The sequence below is a fragment of the Nocardioides palaemonis genome, from assembly GCF_018275325.1.
In the GTDB taxonomy this organism is placed as follows: Bacteria; Actinomycetota; Actinomycetes; order Propionibacteriales; family Nocardioidaceae; genus Nocardioides; species Nocardioides palaemonis.
This window is the reverse complement of sequence record NZ_JAGVQR010000001.1, coordinates 778,006-794,727: the sequence shown is the minus strand read 5'-3', so window position 1 is coordinate 794,727 and position 16,722 is coordinate 778,006. Positions and strand designations below refer to the sequence as shown.

At 70.3% G+C, this 16,722-nt stretch carries 18 protein-coding genes; 10 read left to right on the top strand and 8 right to left on the bottom strand.

Annotation, left to right across the window (positions count from 1 at the left end; genetic code table 11):
* Positions 1–194: 194 nt before the first annotated feature.
* Together KDN32_RS03775 and KDN32_RS03770 are read right to left on the bottom strand one after the other, a co-directional pair.
* Positions 195–602 carry a hypothetical protein gene (locus tag KDN32_RS03775; RefSeq protein ID WP_211730771.1) on the bottom strand — a complete coding sequence of 136 codons (408 nt, stop codon included), beginning with the start codon at positions 600–602 and terminating at the stop codon, positions 195–197.
* A complete protein-coding gene (locus tag KDN32_RS03770; RefSeq protein ID WP_211730770.1) occupies positions 599–1,672 on the bottom strand; it encodes a hypothetical protein in 1,074 nt (357 codons plus the stop codon). Before KDN32_RS03770 ends, KDN32_RS03775 begins: the two co-directional genes overlap by 4 nt.
* 399 nt (positions 1,673–2,071) lie before the next feature.
* Between KDN32_RS03770 and KDN32_RS03765 the strand changes: the two genes are divergently transcribed.
* Complete coding sequence (locus KDN32_RS03765; RefSeq protein ID WP_211730769.1) at positions 2,072–2,275, top strand: hypothetical protein; 204 nt, start codon at positions 2,072–2,074, stop codon at positions 2,273–2,275.
* 89 nt (positions 2,276–2,364) lie between these two features.
* Here KDN32_RS03765 and KDN32_RS03760 read toward each other — a convergent pair whose 3' ends face one another.
* Entirely contained in the window at positions 2,365–3,618 is a 1,254-nt protein-coding gene (locus tag KDN32_RS03760) for a helix-turn-helix domain-containing protein (RefSeq protein ID WP_211730768.1), read from the bottom strand.
* Entirely contained in the window at positions 3,615–4,373 is a 759-nt protein-coding gene (locus KDN32_RS03755; RefSeq protein WP_211730767.1) for a hypothetical protein, read from the bottom strand. The genes KDN32_RS03760 and KDN32_RS03755 overlap by 4 nt, the downstream gene beginning before the upstream one ends.
* A 259-nt stretch (positions 4,374–4,632) precedes the next feature.
* Here KDN32_RS03755 and KDN32_RS03750 point away from each other — a divergent pair, with 259 nt between their 5' ends.
* A complete protein-coding gene (locus tag KDN32_RS03750) occupies positions 4,633–5,010 on the top strand; it encodes a hypothetical protein (RefSeq protein WP_211730766.1) in 378 nt (125 codons plus the stop codon).
* Between the two features lie 47 nt (positions 5,011–5,057).
* Positions 5,058–5,855, top strand: coding sequence for an RES domain-containing protein (locus KDN32_RS03745; RefSeq protein ID WP_211730765.1), 798 nt, complete (start codon positions 5,058–5,060; stop codon positions 5,853–5,855).
* A gap of 248 nt (positions 5,856–6,103) precedes the next feature.
* On the opposite strand, the gene KDN32_RS03740 is transcribed toward KDN32_RS03745, so the two are convergent.
* Both KDN32_RS03740 and KDN32_RS03735 read right to left on the bottom strand, forming a co-directional pair.
* Positions 6,104–6,262, bottom strand: a complete 159-nt coding sequence (locus KDN32_RS03740) for a hypothetical protein (RefSeq protein WP_211730764.1) — start codon at positions 6,260–6,262, stop codon at positions 6,104–6,106.
* 169 nt (positions 6,263–6,431) lie between these two features.
* A complete protein-coding gene (locus tag KDN32_RS03735) occupies positions 6,432–7,154 on the bottom strand; it encodes a DUF6338 family protein (protein ID WP_211730763.1) in 723 nt (240 codons plus the stop codon).
* 278 nt (positions 7,155–7,432) lie between these two features.
* On the opposite strand from KDN32_RS03735, the gene KDN32_RS03730 reads away from it, so the two are divergent.
* The 5 genes from KDN32_RS03730 to KDN32_RS03710 all read left to right on the top strand — a co-directional run bounded on the left by KDN32_RS03730 (position 7,433) and on the right by KDN32_RS03710 (position 11,401).
* Complete coding sequence (locus KDN32_RS03730; protein ID WP_211730762.1) at positions 7,433–8,077, top strand: helix-turn-helix domain-containing protein; 645 nt, start codon at positions 7,433–7,435, stop codon at positions 8,075–8,077.
* A gap of 88 nt (positions 8,078–8,165) precedes the next feature.
* Positions 8,166–8,603 (top strand): hypothetical protein, encoded by a 438-nt coding sequence (locus KDN32_RS03725; RefSeq protein WP_211730761.1) that lies wholly within the window; start codon positions 8,166–8,168, stop codon positions 8,601–8,603.
* A 134-nt stretch (positions 8,604–8,737) separates the two neighbouring features.
* Positions 8,738–9,283: a hypothetical protein gene (locus tag KDN32_RS03720; RefSeq protein ID WP_211730760.1), complete on the top strand. Its 546-nt coding sequence runs from the start codon at positions 8,738–8,740 to the stop codon at positions 9,281–9,283.
* Positions 9,284–9,362: 79 nt separating this feature from the next.
* Positions 9,363–9,857: a PH domain-containing protein gene (locus KDN32_RS03715; protein ID WP_211730759.1), complete on the top strand. Its 495-nt coding sequence runs from the start codon at positions 9,363–9,365 to the stop codon at positions 9,855–9,857.
* On the top strand, positions 9,854–11,401 hold the full coding sequence (locus KDN32_RS03710; protein ID WP_211730758.1) for a PH domain-containing protein: 1,548 nt from the start codon (positions 9,854–9,856) through the stop codon (positions 11,399–11,401). Before KDN32_RS03715 ends, KDN32_RS03710 begins: the two co-directional genes overlap by 4 nt.
* Here the strand turns inward: KDN32_RS03710 and KDN32_RS03705 are convergent.
* On the bottom strand, positions 11,398–13,203 hold the full coding sequence (locus KDN32_RS03705) for an acyl-CoA dehydrogenase (protein WP_211730757.1): 1,806 nt from the start codon (positions 13,201–13,203) through the stop codon (positions 11,398–11,400). The two genes, KDN32_RS03710 and KDN32_RS03705, sit on opposite strands and share 4 nt — an antisense overlap.
* 170 nt (positions 13,204–13,373) lie before the next feature.
* Between KDN32_RS03705 and KDN32_RS03700 the strand changes: the two genes are divergently transcribed.
* On the top strand, positions 13,374–14,153 hold the full coding sequence (locus KDN32_RS03700) for an exodeoxyribonuclease III (RefSeq protein WP_211730756.1): 780 nt from the start codon (positions 13,374–13,376) through the stop codon (positions 14,151–14,153).
* On the opposite strand, the gene KDN32_RS03695 is transcribed toward KDN32_RS03700, so the two are convergent.
* Positions 14,146–15,447: an MFS transporter gene (locus KDN32_RS03695; RefSeq protein WP_307853691.1), complete on the bottom strand. Its 1,302-nt coding sequence runs from the start codon at positions 15,445–15,447 to the stop codon at positions 14,146–14,148. The genes KDN32_RS03700 and KDN32_RS03695 overlap by 8 nt on opposite strands.
* 105 nt (positions 15,448–15,552) lie before the next feature.
* Here KDN32_RS03695 and KDN32_RS03690 point away from each other — a divergent pair, with 105 nt between their 5' ends.
* Complete coding sequence (locus KDN32_RS03690) at positions 15,553–16,719, top strand: DNA recombination protein RmuC (RefSeq protein ID WP_211730754.1); 1,167 nt, start codon at positions 15,553–15,555, stop codon at positions 16,717–16,719.
* Positions 16,720–16,722 lie beyond the last annotated feature (3 nt).

Below are 16,722 nucleotides of genomic sequence, written 5' to 3'. Positions count from 1 at the left end.
CCCGGGCCGAATCCCCAAAGACAGCAGTCATCAGGATCAACAAAGTGAACACGCCCACTACGCGCGGCGGCACCAACATCCATTCTCCCTACCCCACGGCCTCCTTCATCCGGAGCGCCCGCGAGGACGCTAGTGGGAATTCGGGCGCCACGCCATGATCATTGTGGTGTTCGGCCCAGTCGGGATGTCGGTGATCAGCTGCCGAAGGTCTGGCGCAGGGTGGCGGCTCGGGCCCGCCACGTTGCGGCCTCGGCGTGGTTGCCGAGGAGCTCGGAGGTGTGTGCGAGCCGCTCGAGGTGGGCCGCGGCAAGTTCGGCGTGCGCCCAGTGCGCGAGGTCGCGCAGCCCGAGCTTGTCGCACTGTTCGGCGAGCAGGGTCAGGTTGACCAGGTCGTCGCTCGACAGTGTCGTGGAGTGGGCGAGCTGGTTGCGCAGCGCGGTGAGCTGGCGGGTGAGTTCGGAGAGCTCGGGCGCGGTGCGGTTGCGTAGCGCGACTGCGCCGGCGGTCCCGAGAGACGAGCGGGCGATCAGGTCCCGGATCTTGTCCAGCCCAGGATCGTCGTCGGTGGGATCAGCGGTCGGGCCGTGGGTGTGCTGGTTCATCGGTTACCCCTTCCCGGCCGGGTGTGGCGCGGGCCGTTGTCGATGGCGTCGGTGGGGTCGTGGTGGAGGGTGCGCTGCTCGCGGGTGCGCCACCGGTACAGGACGCCCTCGATTGCGCGGACTGATTCCTCGCCGAACATCTCGATCATCTCTTCCTGGCTGTAGCCGTCGAGGGTGGCGGCCACGATGTTCCGCTCTCTGGGCTTGAGGCTGTTCAGGTGGTCGATCACGCGGGCGTTGCCGACGGCGAGGTCTGCGGTGTCGGTGATCGCGCCTCGGTCGAGGTTGACCAGTTCGCCGGTGTGCTGACGGTCCTGTCGCTGCCAGCGGTTGGTGAGTCGCCTGCGGTCGCGCAGCTGGTTGGGGAACGCGAAAACGACGGCTCCCATGAAGTAGGTGGTCAGGCTGGCGCCCTTCTCGGGATCCCATCCGCTGTCGACGAGCGCGCGCTCACGGAAGGCCGGCATCGCGGTCGCGATCGTCATCACGGCCAGCTCGGTGCGGGCGTCCTTGCTGTCGGCGAACTCGAAGAGCTCCTCCTCGTAGGGGTCCGCGCGGCGAGCCAGCGTGAAGATGTGGCCGGTGCGCAGCCACCCACCGAGCACCGAGAGGGCGTAGCGGGCCAGGTCGTCGGCGAACACCTCGTACTTACGGCCCTCGAAGCCGTTGCTGCGCAGCTCGGCGATCAGCTCCTTGTCGGATGCCTGCCGGGCGATCCGCTCCGCGAGGGCGTCGAGCTCGTCGCGCTCGGCCTTTGTGAGTCCGGAGTACACGGCTTCGCGTCCGGCCTCGGCGTCCGCGTCGACGTCGCCAGCCAGCTCGGCCAGCTCGGCGGCATCGAGTTCAGCCTCTTCGTCCTCCTCGTCCCCGTCATCCGGGTCGTCCTGGTCGTCTCCGGTTTCGAGTCCGCCCTCGGGGTAGAGGTCCTCGAGTGAGAGCTCGTCGGCGTGCGAGGCGGTGGCGTCCGAGGTTGTAAGGGCGGCACCGTCCGCGTGCTGCTCGTCGTCTGCGCTGCTGATGCTGCCGGGGGTGCCGGTGGGGGTGGGGGTGGCGCTGGAGTGTCGTGCCATCGCGGCGGTGCCTCCTCTCATGTCTCGTCTCGGTGTCTCGTCGTTGCTGGATGTGCGTGTGTGCTGATCGTGGGGTGTTGGTGATCGGCCAGGTGAAGCAGAAGGCCGATTGTCATTCGTTGTCTGCCCAACCTCCGCAGGCTCCGGCTGAACAAACAAGAAACACAGTCGCCCTTTTATATGTCCGCGACCTCGACGCACCCCACGCTCTGATCTGAACTTTTTTCCGGCGGGTTCCCATCCCGCCTCGGCAGCGACATTTCTGCAGGTCACGCGTGGGGTGATGGCGTCTGGTGGACCTATAAGTCCGTGAGACGAAACAACACCAAACACGCTGATCCGGCCTACGTCAGGCGGGTCGAGGCCACCCGCCCCCGGCGGCGAGCGAAGGAGACCACGATGTCACCCACCACCACCACCGATCCGCTGTTGTCGACCCGCGCCACCCTCGTGCTGCTGCTGGCCACCCTCGTAGGGATCGGTGCAGGAGTGCTGAGGTTCCTCGGCGGTCAGTCCTGGCCCACGGCAGTCCTGACCGGGGTCGGTGCAGCTGGCGGGGCCCTGCTGCTGTTCCACGCGATCGTCGGCGACACCAGGACCTGAGCCAGGACCTGAACCCACCCGACCGTGGCCGGGCGCGGGTGTGGATCGAAGGCCTGGAGTGGGTGCGGTGTGTGGGAATGGGTGGCAGGTCAGTCGACGAGCTCGAGGCGTGGCTTGTCGTCAGGCATACCGAGGAGCTCGCGTACGCGCTTGGGTCGCACGCACAGCGCGTCTGCGAGCCCGGTGATGTCCAGGACACCTGCTTGCTCTCCCAGCTCGTAGGCCCCGATCAGCAGCTTCGGCACCTCGCCGGGGTAGTCCCGCACCGGGTGGGGCTGGAAGAGGCCCATGTTGGTGAGCTGGTTCAGCCGCTGGAATGCGCGGCGGTAGGTGGGCTCGGAGATGGTGCCGACTTCGCGGCAGCGGTAGATGAGCGAGCTGACGCTGACCCCCCACTCCGCGCTGAGCTTCGTCAGTGCGTTCATGTCCATCCGCTTCGGGAGGAGCGGCACGATCTCGGCGCGCGGGGTGAGGAACTCGGCGGCGAACTGGTCGGCCTCGCGCTCTTGTTGGCGATCGCCCGGTTCGACGTCGCCGTGCAGGATCAGGTGCCCGAGCTCGTGGCATGCGCTGAAGCGGTGACGGTAGACGTCGTCGGCCCTATCTGGTGTGAGCACCACCAGCGGGCGGGGTAGCCGGGAGGTGGAGAACGCATCGACCTTGCCGGTCTGGTCGCCGGCGAACCGGTTGAGGGCGACGACGATGCCGCGACGCTCGAGGAGGCGGACGACTCGCGGGATGCGCCCGGCTGGCACGCCCCAACGGCGCCGCAGCTCGCGTGCTGCCTCGACGGGGTCCTTCGGCATGTCGCCTGCGGTGAGCTCGCCGGCGCTGAAGCCGGGCAGGTCGACCGGAGGCAGTACGACGTGGGTTTCGATCGCGTGGGTGAGTTCCCACAGCTGCTCGGTGAACGCGGTGGCGCGTTCACGATCCCGCCCGGGCGCGCTTCGCAGGCTGCGGAAGTGTGCCCCCGACACCTCCAGGCGGGCGTGGGGGCGTCCGGCGAGCATGAACGACAGCGGCAGGTCGAGTTCCTCGCACACCGCCAGCAGGTGCTGTGGGCGCGGCGGGCTTGCGCCGGCCTCCCACTGGCCGACGGCGACGGGAGTCACGCCCACCGCTTCTGCGAGGGCCTTCTTGGTGAGGCCACTCAGGCGGCGCGCCTGGGTCAGTCGCGCCGGGTCGAACGACCCAGCACCCAGACCTGTGCCCGTCGCATGGCCGGCAGCGTGGCCGGCAGCGTGGCCGGCAGCGTGGCCGGCAGCGTGGCCGGCAGCGTGGCCGGCAGCGTGGCCGGCAGCGTGGCCGGCAGAGGGGCCGGCAGAGGGGGTGGGAGGCGTCACGGCGTCGGGCCTTCGCCCGCGGCGCCGGGCTGGCGAGTCTCACGCAGCCGGTACCCGAGCTCGTCGTCCGCGTGGTCGTCGGCGGCGTCGAACCGCTCGTCGGCCGCCGGCGGCTCGACGACTCGCAGCTGCGGCGGGACCGGGATCGACTCGACGTCGGCGTACACCGGCAGCTTGTGCCACCGCCGCCAGCTGATCTCGCCCTTGTCGCGATCGTCGACGACGACCTCGGCCAACCCGAGCTCGAAGATGCCCGTAGGGGTTCTTCCAAACGCCACCACCAGCGTGCGGCCTGCGCTCTCCAGCTGCTCGTGAGCGTGAACCGCCTCGAGGTAGCTGGCCTCGTAGTCCTCGTCAGAGATGGCGTCGAACAGGTCCGGCTGCGCCGGAGGAGCGAAGCCGTCGAGCAACGCAAGACGCAGGCGCGACGGCTTGATCCGGTGGACGTCGTCGTGCCGGAAACGCTGGTCAGAGGAGAACATGAGCGGGACGATCACCGTGTTGGTGGACTCGACGATCGGATACTCGTACCGACTGTGCTCCCCCGCCGGCTTGCGGAACACGATCCCCGGCACGGCCCGCAGCCGCTCGTTGAGGATCTCGTGCTGCCGTACCCACATGGTCGTGCCGAAGGTGTCACGCGCCTGGGACCCCTGACTGTCGTGCGCCCCGACCGCGTCGGCATGCGCCTCGCACAGCGCTGCGACGATCTCGTGCTCGATCCGCGCCCGCTGCTCACCCAGCGAGGCATCCACCCAATCACTCTTCGGTCCCTCGGTCACGCCGCTCTCACTTCACATTTAGTCGAGTAATGCACGCTTCAAGTTTAGAGAACACCAACATGAGGCCTATTGCAAGGACGTTGTGCCAGTTTCGCGCTGACGTGCCTGATGGCCGTGGCCGTCACGCTTCGGGGAGCATCGGTAGAGTGGGGATCACGCGGGATTAAGAGGGTGTTTTTGGGGGTTTTCCGGGGTATGCTGATGGAAGCCGATGCCCAAGGAGGCAGCAGCAATGAGCATCATCACCGGTATCGAGACCCACCAAGCTACGACGCGGATGGACTTCCCGCAGATCGTCGCGCACCTCAACACCCACCTCGGCCCCTCGCTGGTCGCACTGCTTGCAGGGGTCAAGGACCGCAAGATGCCAGCGAAGTGGGCGAGCGGTGACGTGACGCCACGCGTGACGGCCGAGCAGAGAGTGCGCAACGCCCACCGCGCCTGGATGATCGTGGCGACCGCTGAGACCGACCACATCGCTCGAGCGTGGTTCATCGGCACGAACCCGTACCTCGGAGAGCGCTCCCCGGTGGAAGTCCTCAGGGACGCGGACGGGACCGACATCGCCCGAGTCCTGGTAGCTGCTGAGAACTTCGTCGAGAACCAGTAACAGGGGCTGCACACACGCGCACGCCTGGGTGTGCTTAGGGTGCGGGCATGGCAGCAACGGGGACCAGCACGGACGCGACCACCGACCCTGAGGTTCGGGTGTGCCAGTCGACCGGGCTGGTCCTCGTCCCGTTCCCGACCCGCGGCACCTGGCGGGTCTTCAAGAACAACCGGCCGGCCGTCAGCGGCCGCCCCCGAGAAGGGCAGCCACCCAAGAAGTGGAACCGCTTCGATCTACCCGGCGAACACGGCACGGTGTACAGCGCCACCACCCGACGGGGAGCCCTGGCTGAGGTCCTCGCCTCGTTCAAGCCACGAACAAGCCAGATCCTTGAGCTGATGCGAGAGGCGTTCAACGACGTCGACGAGGGCGACGACCCCATCACCCGCGAGTGGGACGAGCTCGGTCACATGCGGCCCGGCCACATCGCGCAGGTCTGGCGCGCCGAGCGGCGCCTCATCCAGCTCCACCACCGCACGCCACCAGAGGTCGGCCCGTACGTCCACATCGAACACCACGAGTCGATCGCAGCGATCAGCGAGTCCTGCGCGGACCTCCTGACGGATCTGGGCGTCGAGGAGCTGGACGTCAGCGAGCTCCGCAGCAACGACCGAGAACTGACGTGCTCCCTCGCAGAGTGGATCTCAGCGCAGTACCTCGACGACGGTGCTGTGCCCGTAGGCATCCGCTACGCCTCGAGGCACAGCACGGAGTGGGAGTGCTGGGCCACGATCCCTCCCCCGCCGTACGGCAACCTGGCACCCGCAGGGGCGGAACGCGATCTGTCGAACCGTGACCCCGACCTCGAGTACGTCGCCAAGCTCTTCGGCCTCACCTTCCACTGAGACCAAGCGCGCACCAAAGTTCGCGATCACCCAACCGAGCCCCCTTGAGCGGGACGCGGGACTTCAGCCCCAGATCGATCAGCTCTTCGGCTCCTGGTGGGAGCTGGCGCCGCTCCCGGCGGGAGGCTTCGGCGGGTGAGTCGCGGTTGCTGTGACGGGCTTCGGCTTGTACCCCTCCTCGACCTTCGGGGTGTAGCCGTGCTGAAGTTCGCCTTCCGGCGCCTTGTCGGTGTTGTCCACGTCGGACCTCAGTCCTTCTTCGGAGACCCGGCCCCGCCGCCCGTGGGGGGCTTGGGCGGGGTCGTGGGTGCGGGAGCACTGGTGGGCTTGTAGCCGGTGTTGGGCTTGAAGCCCTTCTCCTCAGTCGCGGAGAAGACCTGATGGCTCGGGCGCTGGCTGTCGCTCATCGGGCGTCACCCTTCGTCGAGGAGGAACTGGCACCTTGGCCCGCCGGCGGCCGCGGCGGTGGGGGCGCCACCCGCCGGGGGTCGGTCAGCGAGTCCGGCCTCGGCTTGTAGCCGCCGTGACGGGGCGGGAGCGTCTTGTCCGCCATCTGTGCCTCCTGGGTCGTGACTTTCATTGTGCCCCAAGACTGGGTGTCTGTGGCGGGGGTCCGATGGGGTCGGGTTCTGCCTGTTCGGGTTCGATCTTGAGCAGCTCAACGACCAGGGCATTCCTGCAATCAATCACAACGCCGGCCGACCCAACGATCGGCTCTCCAATCTTGCCGGTCGAGTCGACAGCGAACGCCAGCTCGAGGAACAAGTTTTGAGGGTCCGGATGGGAAGAGGCGTAGGAATTGGGCCCGTAGTAGCCCGCAACCCAGGTGCCGTCGGCCATCCGCGCTCGTACGAAACCCACGCGCGCGCCCTGGAACGCCACGTCCCACGCAGACGGACGCAGGTCGTAGCGGGTCCATTCCTCGGACCGAATCGTCTTGATCGGGTGCAGGATCAACTTCCGGTTGACCTTCAGGTCGATCTCGCCGCGGTTAAACGCGATGGCACTGATGGTGGGGACGACGAATGCGGCCACGAAGCTCATCAGGGCGAAGCGGCGCGGGTGGCCGGCCAGCTGTGCCTGATCCTGCGCCGCGGTGGTGATCTCCGGGCCGAGGACGGCGAGATAGATCAGCGCGAACATAGTGCTGATCACGATCGCTCGAAGGATGCGGGTGGGTAGGTCGGTGTCCCCAGGCTTGCGCCCAACGATGCGGATACGCACGGCCTGGTAGACGAAACCTGGGATCACCAGGACGAGCATGACCAGCAACTGCGTCACGGAAGAGGGAATGGTCATCGACTCGGCCTCCCTGCGGTGGTCGGTTCAGTGCGCACGGCGGCGGCCAGGTGGGGGCTTCCTAGGCTCACAGTGACGCTCATGCCTCCCCCTTGCGTGGTAAGTGCGCTCCCTGTCGGAGGCGGGCCCCTAGAGTGGAGGCCGCCACTCCGGGCGCGCAAGAGAGCTTGAGCTTCCCGTGCACGAACGCGAGCTGACGAGCCCGAGTGCCGTCGCCCGGCAGTCTCCTAGGGAGCAGGTCGTCGCATAGCGGATGTCTGAAGCGGAAGACTGCGACCATGACCGAAGCGGCCGGCCTGCTCAGCCTCCTGTGCGAGATGCTCCGTCACACTCGCATTGGTGCCGGCGTGACCCTGCCCGCGATGGCCGAACATCTCAGCGTGTCCAAGGGCTTCCTGTCCGAGGTGGAGAGAGGTTTGAAGCCCCCATCGGCTCGAGTGGTGCAGCGCTATGACGAGATCCTCGGCGGTGAGGGCGTTCTGATCGGCCTGCTGGAAGATCTCCGCGTGAGCTCGGCTCGCGCCGCCGCTTCGTCGGCGCCCCGGCCCGAAGGCGCGGCGGAGGGGGTCCCGGGAGACGAGGTGACGTTCCTCGACGAGAGCCCCGACGACGTGGAGCTCATGGCCGGCGAGACTCACGAGAAGTGGTGGCGGATCTCGAACTCCGGGTCCGTGCCGTGGGTTGACCGGCACCTACGTAGGACCGGCCGGCGCAGCGGCCCCGAGGTGCCTGGTGCCGCAGCATCGATCGTCATCCCGACCGTTCTCCCTGGCGAGGAGGTGACCCTGCGAACCACGCTGATCGGTGCATTCGTCCCAGGGACGCGGATCATCCGCTACAAGATGGTCGACAGCACCGGCCAGGAGCTCTTCCCATCGCTCCCCTACGGCCTCACGGCGCAGGTGACGTCCCTCCAAAGCTAGGTTCTCTGCTGGCAGAACCACGTCGGTCCCCTGGACCCTGAGGGCACGACTCCGGCCGACAACGCGGCCTCGAACCCGAGGAGCACCCATGCGTCGCATCCTGTCCCTTGCACCCGTGCTCGCCGTCCTCACCCTCGCCGCGCTTCTGGGCCTGACGGTCCCACCGGCGAACGCCGCTGTGTCCTGCTACGGGGACTACTGCAGCGGCAAGAACCCGTACACGACGATCGGCCCCGGCGGTCGACTGTGCTCGAGCGGGGCCTACTCGGTCGCGTTCAAGAACGCCCCCTACGACCCGAACCTCCGCGTCGACGTGATGTGGTCGCCCCACTGCCAGACCAACTGGGCCCAAGTGCGGTGGCAGCCGACCAACCTCCAGATCAAGCAGGACACCGGCTACAACCCCGGCGGCTACTACTACCAGGGCGGCATCTGGAACACGGCGATGGTCTACTCGCCGGTGCGGAGGGTCAGCGCGACGGCATGTCACGCCTACGCAGGGTGCATGAGCACGGCCTGGGTTTGACCTCGACCTGGCATCGTCCTTCCCCCCGGAGCAACCGGGGGGAAGGACGATGTCGTCGGTGAGCCCAGCTCGCCTGGCGAAGCCCCCGCAAGAACGTGCCACGCGGGAGCAGGCAAAGGCTCTACGGTCTGCCCATGAAGACCCTCGGCCCCACCCTCGCCGCGGCGCTGCTCGCCGGCACCGTCCTGACCTCCGCCCCGGCCCAGGCAGCGGCCCCCAAGTTCCGCTCGTGCGACGCACTGACGCGCGTGTGGCCCAACGGGGTCGCGAAGAGCTCAGCTGCTGCGTCGCGCGCGGTGCGCGACGGCTACTCGCGCCCGGCCTCGTCGCCCCGAGCGCGTGCGGTGTACTGGGAGAACCACCGCAACCTTGACCGCGACGACGACGCACTGCCTGCGAGAACTAACGCCACGCGTCCTCCGGGAAGGCGCTGGCGGACGCGGTGCGTCTGGGCGCCGATCCCCCGCGTCATGCGTTCAGACGGGATCCGTTGTGATGGTCGGATCGATTGCGAACTGCCCCAGCGCTGCGTAGAGCTCGCGAAGGCGCGGCTCATTGATGACGTACACCCGAGTGCGTCGATCCTGGCCCGGCGACTCGACGAGCGCCCCGGTGGCCACAAGCGCTCGGATGTTGCTGGTCAGCGACGGCTGGCTGACCTGCAGACAATCGACCGATAATCGGACATGCCTCATTTTGCACAACTTCCCCGTGCGTCTCTGCGTCGGCACGACCTGCAAGACTCGGACCATGCACACCATGGGGGCAACGCCCGTCCTGCGCGCGCCCGCACACCAGGTCTCGCCGCGCGCCGTCGCCTACTGGCGGGTCTCGGCCCTGCTCGGCGACGTCGTGCTGGTGGCCGCGGCGACCGCCGCCTGGCTGCTGGTGCCCCGCGTCCCGGGCTGGGTCGGGCTGCTGGTCGCGCTGCTCGCCGTGGGGTCGGTCGTGCACGTGGTGGCGATGCCGCGGATCCGCTTCCGGGTCCACCGCTGGGAGGTCAACGACCTCGCGGTCCACACCCGCGAGGGCTGGGTCGGACGTACCAGCCGGATCGCGCCGATCAGCCGCGTCCAGACCGTCGACTCGCGCCAGGGCGCCCTGATGCGGCTCTTCGGGCTTGCCTCGATCACCGTCACGACCGCGTCGGCGTCCGGCCCGATCACCGTCGACTGCCTCGACGCCGAGGTCGCGCGCGACGTGGTCGGCCGGCTGACCGCGATCACGGCCACCACCGAGGGCGACGCGACGTGATCCCCGTCCCCGGCGACGGCTGGGTCAGGCTCAGCCCGCGCAAGCTCCTGCTCGACCCCGTCAAGGCAGTGCGCCAGGCCATCGTCCCCGTGGTCATCGCGCTCGTCGGCGTCAGCCGCAGCGACCCGGCGTACTGGCCGATCATCTTCCCGCTCGCCGTGCTCGGCCCCGTCGTGCTCGGCGCGCTGCCGTGGCTGACCACCCACTACCGCCTGACCGACGCCCAGATCCAGGTCCGCAGCGGGGTGCTCAACAAGAAGACCTCGACCGCTCCCCTCGACCGGGTCCGCAGCGTCGACCTCGAGGCCTCGCTCCTGCACCGCCTGCTCGGCCTGCAGAAGGTCGAGGTCGGGACCGGGGTCGACGACGACAGGATCACCCTCGACGCCCTGGCCGCCGCAGACGCCCAGGCCCTGCGCACGACGCTGCTGCGCCGCCGCGAGGTCCCGCCGGCGCCGGTCACGACCTCCGACGACGCCGAGGGTGTCGACGCCGGTGCCCCGGACGACGCGGCGCCCGTGCACGTGCCGGTGCCGGCACCCGTGCGCCTGGCCGGCATCGACTGGTCGTGGCTGCGCTTCGCCCCCTTCAGCCTGAGCCGGCTGGTGATCGTCGCCGGCGCGCTCGGCGCGTTCTCCCAGTTCGCCGACGACCTGCCGATCTGGAACGAGGACACGGCGACGTCGGCCTGGGAGTGGGTCACCCAGTACGCCGTCGCGGCCGTCGCGGCGGTGCTCGCCGTCCTCGCGCTCGCCGCCTGGGTGGTCATCTCGACCGCCGGCTACGTCGTCCAGTGGTGGCGCTTCCTGCTGGTGCGCGAGCACGGCTCGCTGCACCTCACGTCCGGGCTCTTCACCACCCGGTCGATCACGGTCGAGGAGGCCAAGGTCCGCGGCGTCGAGCTCGTCGAGCCGGGCCTGCTGCGCCTCGTCGGCGGGGCGGAGCTCTCCACCCTGGCCACCGGCGTGGAGGACGGCGTCACGCAGGTGCTGCCGCCGTGCCCGCGCGACGTCGCCACCGGCGTCGGTGGCGCCGTGCTGAACAGCCCGGCTCCCCTCACCGCCCCGCTGGTCGCGCACGGTCCGCGCGCCCGCCGCCGCGCGTGGTTCCGCAAGGTCCGGGGAGCCCTCGTCCTCACCGTGGCGGCCGGTGTCGGCGCGTACTTCCTCGACGTCGGCTGGGGGTGGGTGGCTGCCCTCGGGGTCGTCGCGGTCGCCCTGTCCCTGCTGGTCGGCGAGGCGTCCTATCGCCACCTCGGGCACGCCCTCGGCGAGCGCCACCTCGTCGCCGGGCGGGGCGACCTGGCCCGGATCCGCACGGTGCTGGAGACCGACGGGATCATCGGCTGGGTCGTCGCCCAGTCGTGGTGGCAGCGCCGGATCGGCCTGGCCGACGTCACCGCGACCACGGCGGCCGGCCGCGAGCACGTCCTGGTCCGCGACGTCGGGCTGGAGGTGGCCGTCGCGCTCGCCGACCGCGCCACCCCCGGCCTGCTGAGCGAGTTCCTCGAACCGGTCCGGGAGCCCGAGCCGACTGCCGGCTAGAACCAGTCGGCGCGCATCTCGAGCGTCGTGGTGTCGCCCGAGGCGAGCAGGTCGAGCATCGGGCCCACCTTGGGCAGCTCCCAGCGGAAGAAGTAGCGCGCGGCAGCCCGCTTGCCGTCGTAGAAGTCGCCCTGCTGCTCCCCCACCGCGACGAGCTGCTCGAGCCACATCCACGCCACGACGACGTGCCCGGCGGCCTCGAGGTAGACCGTCGCGTTGGCCATCGTGCGGTCGGGGTCGCCGAGACCGGCGAGCATCATCGTGACCTCCCCGAGCCGGTCGACCGACGCCTGCAGCGCGGCGGCGTGCTCGGCGGGCTCGCCCCCGAGAGCCGTGGCGCGCCGCACCGTCTCGCCGATCCGGCCGGCGAGCGCCATCAGCGCGGCGCCGCCTCCGCCGAGAACCTTGCGGCCGAGCAGGTCGAGCGCCTGGATGCCGTGCGTGCCCTCGTGGATCGGGTTGAGCCGTTGGTCGCGCCAGTGCGCCTCGAGGTCGTGGTCGCGGGTGTAGCCGGCGCCGCCGAGCACCTGGATGGCCAGGCTGTTGGACTCCTGGCCCCACTGCGAGGGCCACGACTTCGCGATCGGCGTCAGCACGTCGAGCAGGCGGCTCGCCTCGACCCGCTCGTCGTCGTCGACGGCGCTGACCTGCAGGTCGAGCAGCCGCGAGCAGTAAAGGTTGAGCGCGAGCGCGCCCTCGACGTACGACTTCTGCGCGAGCAGCATCCGGCGCACGTCGGCGTGCTCGATGATCGGCACCTGCGGACCGGCGGGGTCGCCGCCGGCGAGGTGGCGGCCCTGCGGGCGCTCCCGCGCGTACTCCAGCGACTTCAGGTAGGCCGTGTAGGCGGTGGTGGTCGCCGACATCCCGACGCCGAGGCGCGCCGCGTTCATCATGTGGAACATGTAGGACAGGCCCTTGTTCGGCTCGCCGACGAGGTAGCCGACGGCACCCGCGGCGCCGCCCGGCGTGTAGGCCCCGCTGCCGAAGACCGGAGCGGTGTTGACCGTGCCGCGCGAGCCGAGCTTGTGGTTGATGCCGGCGAGCGTCACGTCGTTGCGCTCGCCGATCGAGCCGTCCTCACCGACGAGGTGCTTGGGCACGATGAACAGCGAGATGCCGCGGGTGCCGGCGGGCGCGTCGGGGAGCTTGGCCAGCACGAGGTGGACGATGTTCTCGCCCATCTCGTGGTCGCCGCCGGAGATCCACATCTTGTTGCCGAAGATGCGATAGCTGCCGTCGTCGGCCGGCACGGCCTTCGTAACGACGTCACCCAGGCTCGACCCGGCGTGCGGCTCGGAGAGCGTCATCGTCCCGAAGAAGCGGCCCTCGAGCATCGGCGCGGCGTAGCGCTCGACCTGCTCGGGGGTGCCGTGGGCGAGCAGCAGCCCGGCGTTGGCCACGGTGAGGAACGAGTACGCCGCGGTGCCGATGTTGGCGGCGGTGAACCACGCCATGCAGGCGGCGGCCACCGTCTGCGGCACCTGGTGACCGCCGGTCTCGGCGTCCAGGGTCAGGCCGAGCAGGTCGGCCTTGGCGAACTGGCTGAGCGCGGCGCCGATCTCGGGGATCAGCGTCACCTTCTCGCCGTCGAAGCTCGGCTCCTCGGTGTCGCTCTTGCGGTAGTGCGGCGCGAAGTGCTCGGTCGCGAGCTGCTCGCAGAGCTCGAGGAGGGCGTCGTAGGACTCGCGGTCGTGCTCGGCGAAGCGCGGGCGCTCGCCCAGCGCCTCGACGTCGAGCCACTCGAACAGCAGGAACTGCAGGTCGCGCGCGGAGAGGATGGTGGAGGGCTGGGAGGGCACGACCCGACGTTACCCCTCGGTAGGGCCGCCCGCAGGAGGGGCACACGGCACGAGCGCCCACTCCGCTCGGGACAGAGGGGGCGCTCGCACTTCCCTCGACGCTACCGGGTCCAGGCCGCGAAGTCAGTCCCTTCGGCCGAACGTCTGTGGACACTGCCTAGGGTGTCCCGGTGCGCATCGCCACCTGGAACGTCAACTCCCTCCGCTCCCGCATCGACCGCGTCGAGGCGTTCCTCGCCCGCCACGAGGTCGACGTCCTGGCCCTGCAGGAGACGAAGGCCCGCGAGGACCAGCTGCCGCTGATGGGCCTGCAGGCGATGGGCTACGACGTCGCGGTCGCCGGCGTCAACCAGTGGAACGGCGTCGCGATCCTCTCCCGGGTCGGGCTCGAGGACGTCGAGGTCGGCTTCGAGGGCATGCCGCCCTACGGCGACCCGGCGGCGGCCGAGGCACGCGCGATCGGCGCGACCTGCGGCGGGGTCCGGATCTGGTCGCTCTACGTCCCCAACGGCCGCAAGCCCGACGACCCGCACTACGTCTACAAGCTCGACTGGCTGGCCCGGCTGCGGGAGACGGCGGGCGGCTGGCTCGACACCCCGACCGCGATGGTCGGCGACTGGAACATCTGCCCCACCGACGACGACGTCTTCGACGTCACGCAGTTCGCGAAGTCGACCCACGTGACGCCGCCCGAGCGCGCCGCCTTCCAGGCCTTCCTCGACGACGGCTGGGTCGAGACCACCCGCGCCCACGCCCCCGGCTACACCTACTGGGACTACTACCGCCAGCGCTTCGAGCGCGACCGGGGCCTCAAGATCGACTTCGTCCTCGGCTCCCCCGACCTCGCCTCCCGGGTCACAGGCGCCTTCATCGACCGTGACGAGCGCGACCCTGCGCAGGGCACCGGCTCGCCGTCGGACCACGCCCCGGTGGTCGTCGACCTCAGCTGACGGGCACCGCCGGCCGTCGCCGGATGGCGTACGACATCACCGCGGCCACCACGCACAGCCCGGCCGCGGCGTAGAACGCCGGGTCGTAGCCGCCGGTGACGTCCCGGACGATGCCCGCCCCGGTCGCGGCGAGCGCGGCGCCGACCTGGTGGCTGGCGAAGACCCAGCCGAAGACGATCGGCCCGGTCGCCGCCCCGAACCACTCCCGGCAGATCGCCACCGTCGGCGGCACCGTCGCGACCCAGTCGAGGCCGTAGACGATGATGAAGACCCACATGCTCGGCTCGACGTGCGGGGACATGAGCGCCGGGAGCGTCATCAGCCCGACGCCGCGCAGCGCGTAGTAGCCGACCAGCAGGAGCCGCGGGTCGACCTTGTCGGTGAGCCAGCCGGAGGCGATCGTGCCGACGACGTCGAAGACCCCGACGACGGCCAGCAGCGACGCGGCCGTCGTGGCCGGCATGCCGTGGTCGTGGGCGGCCGGGACGAAGTGGGTGGCGATCAGCCCGTTGGTGGTCATCCCGCAGATCGCGAAGCCCCCGGCGAGGAGCCAGAACGTACGGCTCCGCGCGGCGTCGAGCAGCACCGACACGGCCCGCCCCGCGCTCGACCCGACCTGCTGGTGGGGCGGCGGGCCGGGGTCGGCCTCGGTCGCGCCGTACGCCGTGAGGCCGAGGTCGACCGGGTGGTTGCGCAGCAGGAGCAGGACCAGCGGTACGACGGCGAGCGCCGCGGCCGACGCGACGAGCGCCGCCGTGCGCCACCCGTGGTGGGTGGCCAGCCACGCCACGACCGGGAGGAAGACCAGCTGTCCGGTCGCGTTGCCGGCGGTGAGGATGCCGCTCACGAGACCTCTGCGCGCGACGAACCAGCGGCTGGTGATCGTCGCGACGAAGGCCATCGACATCGACCCCGTACCGATCCCGACCAGCAGGCCCCAGCACACCACCAGCTGCCACGCCTGGGTCATGAACACGGTGAGACCGCTGCCGACCGCGACCATCAGCAGCGCGAAGGTCACGACCGGGCGGACCCCGAACCGGTCCATCAGCGCGGCCGCGAACGGCGAGATCAGCCCGAAGAGCATCAGGTTGACCGACACCGCCGAGCCGATCAGCCCGTGGGACCAGCCGAACTCGTCGTGCAGCGGCTCGACGAGGACGCCCGGGACGGAGCGGAAGGCGGCGGCGCCGACGAGCGTCACGAACGCCGTCGCCGCCACCACCCACGCCCAGTGCAGGCGCGGGCCCCGGGCGAGGTCGGGGCCGCTGCCGGACGGCGTCGTGGTGGTCACCGGACGATGGTGCACCGAGTGGGCGCTGCCGGCGAGTGGCAGGAGCGCCACCGGACGACGAGATCCGGCCACGCGGCTGTCGGTGGCGCGGTCCATGCTGGGGACATGGACACCTTCCCCCTGCTCCTCACCCTGGCGCTGGTCCTCGCCGTCGGCCTGGCGCTCGGCGCCCTGATCGGCGTGCTGTGGTCGCGCAGCCGCCCCGCGGACGACCCCGCGGTGGCCGCGCTCCAGCAGCGCGCGGCCGACCACGCGGTGGTGCGCGACGGCCTCGACCGCCTCCAGGACCAGCTCAGCGACCTGGCCCACGACCGGGTCGCCTGGCAGTCCCAGCTCAACCAGCAGGTGGCCGACATGCGCCACTCCACCGACACCCTGCGCCGGGAGACGGCCACGCTCGCCACGGCCCTGCGCAAGCCGCAGGTGCGCGGGCAGTGGGGCGAGCTCCACCTGCGCCGCACCGTCGAGCTCGCCGGGCTCGTCGACCACTGCGACTTCGCCGAGCAGGTCCGCGTCGACGACGGCCGGCTGCGCCCCGACCTCGTGGTCTCGCTCGCCGGCGGGCGGACCATCGCCGTCGACGCCAAGGCCCCGTTGGCGGCGTTCCTCGACCTGACCTCCGCCGACGACCCCGACGAGCACGACCGCGCGCTGCGCCGCCTCGGCGAGCACGTCCGCACGCACGTCGCCGACCTCGGGTCCCGGCGCTACTGGGAAGCGCTGACCAGCACGCCTGAGTTCGTCGTGCTGTTCCTTCCGGGCGAGGCGATCCTGCAGGCCGCGCTCCAGGCAGTCCCCGACCTCGTCGAGCAGGCGACGGCGCGCAACGTCGTGCTGGCCACGCCCTCGACCCTGATCGCGCTGCTGCGCACCGTCGCCCAGGGCTGGCAGCACGAGGTGCTCAACGCCCAGGCCGAGCAGGTGCAGCGCCTCGGCCAGGAGCTCCACTCCCGCCTCGGCTCGATGGCCGGCCACCTCGACCGCGTCGGGCGCTCGCTCAACGCCAGCGTCGTGGCCTACAACCAGGCGATGGGCTCCCTCGAGGGCCGCGTCCTGGTCTCGGCGCGCCGCTTCTCCGAGCTCGGCGTCACCTCCGAGGGCCTCGACGCGCCCCGCCAGGTCGAGACCGTCCCCCGCTCGCTCGCCGCGCCGGAGCTCTCGTCGGCCGACGTCTCGACCGTGCTGGACGCGGGCCGTGGCGACCCGACCATCGACGACCTCATCGACGACCAGCCGGCCGCACCCCCGGCGCGCCGCGCCGAGGGCGCCTGACGA